The 3,642-nt window shown below is 55.4% G+C and carries 4 protein-coding genes; all 4 read right to left on the bottom strand.

The window, feature by feature from the left end; all coding sequences use genetic code 11:
* The coding region (locus H8Z83_RS18750) for an N-terminal phage integrase SAM-like domain-containing protein (protein WP_494546121.1) at positions 1-524 on the bottom strand (524 nt) is incomplete at its 3' end.
* Positions 525-827 (bottom strand): hypothetical protein, encoded by a 303-nt coding sequence (locus H8Z83_RS18755; RefSeq protein ID WP_187016421.1) that lies wholly within the window; start codon positions 825-827, stop codon positions 525-527.
* A 117-nt stretch (positions 828-944) separates the two neighbouring features.
* Positions 945-2,912 (bottom strand): MobP3 family relaxase, encoded by a 1,968-nt coding sequence (gene mobP3 / locus H8Z83_RS18760; protein ID WP_187016422.1) that lies wholly within the window; start codon positions 2,910-2,912, stop codon positions 945-947.
* Entirely contained in the window at positions 2,900-3,313 is a 414-nt protein-coding gene (locus H8Z83_RS18765; RefSeq protein WP_187016423.1) for a hypothetical protein, read from the bottom strand. Before H8Z83_RS18765 ends, mobP3 begins: the two co-directional genes overlap by 13 nt.
* Positions 3,314-3,642: the final 329 nt, after the last annotated feature.

Here is a 3,642-nt window from a genome sequence, read left to right on the forward strand (position 1 = left end):
GTGGGATTGCTGAGGATGAGTTTTTCTTTCACCGCCCGGTCAAGGGCGTTGTGCAGCATCATGTGGATGCCGCGCACAGTGGAATTGCTCAGTCCGGGTTTTTTCTTTTTCTGAACTTTTCTCAACCTGCCGTTGCTTTGTAGGTCATTGTAGAGTTTTTGCAGGTCACGGGTGGTAAGCTTGTTCAGAGGAATGTCTCCGATAGCCGAGGCAACATGCTGTTCGATGTTTCGGTGGTAGTAGTTCATGGTGGATGGGCGAATGTGCGGTTTGGCATATAATTCAAACCACGTCCGCAGCCATGTGGCAACCGTATATTCACTTGCGCGGCTGATGTCCAATGCTTGGCTTTCCTCAATGGCTTTCTTTAGCTTCGCCTTGCATTCTGCCTGTGTCTTACCCAGCACATTTTTGATGATGCGCTTTCCTGTTTCGGGGTGGTAGCCTGCTGTGTAGCGCCCTTCCCAACGCCCGTCTGCGCGTTTGCGAATGTTGCCTTCGCCATTTGCACGTTTTTTCGCCATTTAGTCCTCCTGTTCCGCTGGATGGCAGATGCGTTCTTCTTCCTCCCGCTCGAAGGAATAGAGCCCGTCTGCCTCCAGCTCTTTCGCCATGCCCCACGCCAGTTTGAAGCCCGCCGTGAAGCTCATCAGCTTGGCTTCAACCAGCAATGTGTTTTGTGCGTCCAGCAGTCGCAGCAGCTTCTTCCGCCCTGCGGCGTCCATGTCCCGCCGCAGTTCCTCATGGGCACGTTCGATCTGGGTGTCCAGTTCTGGATGCGACTGATGGTCGAAACGCTTTTGCAGGGCTTTCATGTAGTCATACATTGCGGCACCTCCTTTTTGGCAACCACAACACATACCACAACTCCGCTCACAAAGCTACTGTTTTCTGAAATGTTTCTTTGACTATTGCGGCGCAAAAAATGAACACCTCGACCCCCTTCACATATGGAATTTCATTGAAAATCCTTGCTGCTGTTCCAACTCATGGTCATCCGGCTTGTGACCGAGGGCAACGCGCTTTTGCCGCAGCCGCGCCAGCCGCTTGCGGTCGATTTGGACGCCGGCGGCAGCGGGGGCTGGGGCGTTGTCCCAGAAGATATTGCCCATGTGGTAGAGCAGCCGGGTGGCCGACAACAGGACGGAGGGCGGCTCCTGTTCGCCGCGCTCCATGCGTTTCATGAAAAATTCCGCGTAGGTGTGGCCGTTATTCCGCGCCGCCGCGAACCATTCGTAGGCGGCGTCTGGGTTCTTGGGAACGCCCTCACCCATGAGGGTCAGCTTGCCCAACAGGTACTGTGCGTAGGCACTGCCGTTATCCGCGGCCTGCCGCAAATATGACACTGCTGTTTCAGCATCTTTTACCGTATTTTTGCCGCTGAGATATTCCTTGCCCAGCCGGTAGGCGGCGAAATCGTTGCCGTTGTCAGCAGAGCGTTTTAGCCAATAGATCCCCTTGGCAGAATCGTGGACGTCGGCATCATCGGAGAGATACATCTTTCCAAGGGCGTACTGTGCCGCGTCCAAGTCCTGTTCGGCGGCGCGTTCCAACAGCTTTTGTGCTTTGGCTGTGTCTGGTATCGGCAGCCCGCCGTCATGGTACGCCGTGCCGATGATGTACTGGGCGTAGGCGTCACCTGCATCCGCCAACTGTTCCAGACGCTCCGCCGCTTCATCCCGTTCCTCCAGAGGGAAACTGTCATCATTCGCTATGCTTTGCAGATCCTGACACGCATAGCTCATGGCGTAGGTGCTGATCTGTTCGCCGTCATCCTGCATTTCCTCGTCCTCGAAGGAAAATCTGTTCATGCGAATATGCTCCGCTTCTTTGATGACGGCGTTCTTGATTTGGCGGAACTCCTTTTGTTGAGACAGCGGCGGGCGTATCCTCTTTTCCTCTTCGGAGTAGTAATCCTCTACCTGACATTGCAGCTCCCACCATGTCTGGTAGCACGCATCCACGGTAGGCAGCCGCGCCATTTGGTCGACGATCTCGTCCACCAACTTCTTCATTGGCTTTGGAAGATAGCCATAGGTTTTCTTACCGCCGACCTGACCGAGCTGCCGCGACAGATCCCAGATCATCTGCTCCGCCTCCGGGTGGATGCAGGTCATCTCCCGCATGGCCTTCGCCAATTCCAGCATGGCTTTTCGTGTTTCCGCCACCAGTTCGTCTCGCGATTTGCTTTTCTGCTCGTAGACATGGAGCAGTTCCTGACGGAAGATCTGGTTGGTCAGCGTGGACTTGATTTGCCGTATCCCATCTTTGGACAGGTATGCCTGATTCGGCTTTGCCGACCACGCCATCATGTGGACGTGAGGATGATTGCCCTCGTCATGGAAGGCGGCGTACCAGCGGAAATCCTCCGGCGGTATTTTCATCGCCGCGGCGATGTCATTGCGGTGGGTACGCAGTAATGTGCGCCATGCCTCCGCGTGGTCATACCCCAGCCGCTCCGCATCTTCACGATGGAGGGAGATGATGTGCGTCCACACGTTGCCGGTGTAGTGATCCAGTTCATCCATGACTCTGCTCAGATCCACGTTGTCATCGTCACCGAAGAGACCGTGTTCCCCCAGCCGCTCCGCTCTGGGCCGCAGGGCGATGTACTTGGCGTAGCCATCCATCGAGGAGAGCCTGTCCCAATTCGATTCCAGCGTCAGTGTGATGAGCGCGGACGCCGTTGCTTTTGTCGGGTGTGAGAGATAGTCCTCGTACTCCATCAGCTCTTTTGCGTCAGGAAAATCCTCCACCAGTTTTGCGATGAACTGCTCCTGTTTTCGTGTAGGTGGACGGTCATCCGGGATGATCTCCACCCGCTCCCGCGTTGCGATGTACTTGAGATACCCGCCAGCACTTTGCCCACCGCCGCACTTGATGTACGGACTTTTGACGATCAGCCTTGCCATGATTCGCTCTCCAGCTCACGGAGCTTTTGCTCTAACCGCAGCTGACCGTTAGTGCGCTTGACGGCGGCGATGCTCTTGGCCCGCTCCTGCCGAAGCACTTCCTCGCTCACATTGAGACTTTGCAGGAGGATGGACATCGCCATGTCCATTTCCACCGCTTGCTTGTAGAGCAGCGACGCGATGCGATCCTCAAAGAGCTTCAGCCGACTGTCGATGGCGGATTGCACCGCACGGGGCAGCGTGGTGCTTTCGCCTGCGGCGAGCATATCCGCGTAGCAGTTCACCGCCTTTTCGATGAACTCGTTTTTGCTGCGGCAGTTATCTTCCTGATACCACCGCTCTATTTTTTGCTTGGTCTCTGGCTCCGGCCGGTAGGTCAAGCGATCCTTGTTATCGCTCATAAAATGCCTTCTTTCTCACTAAGACGCCGTCGAAAAGTCTGTATTCATCGGCTTTTCACGGACGTCAGACGCCAATTACACAAAAAATCTTCCGAATAGACGCCACAACCGACTGCGCTGAAACCCCCGTCAACTGCCCGCACTGCGGGCAGAAGTGACCGGGTGAAGCGTCGGTTCCGACGCCAGCCGTTTATCCTGCTATAAATAAAATCCTCCGATAACCGCCTGATCTGCCTGAAATACGCTGAAGGTGCGTCCCATATGGCGTGGGAAAGTCCTCTCCAGCGCGGTTCCAAATCATACTCGCACAAACGCCGCAACGTTCGTTT

The sequence above is a fragment of the Dysosmobacter segnis genome (assembly GCF_014297285.1).
Taxonomy (GTDB): Bacteria; Bacillota; Clostridia; order Oscillospirales; family Oscillospiraceae; genus Oscillibacter; species Oscillibacter segnis.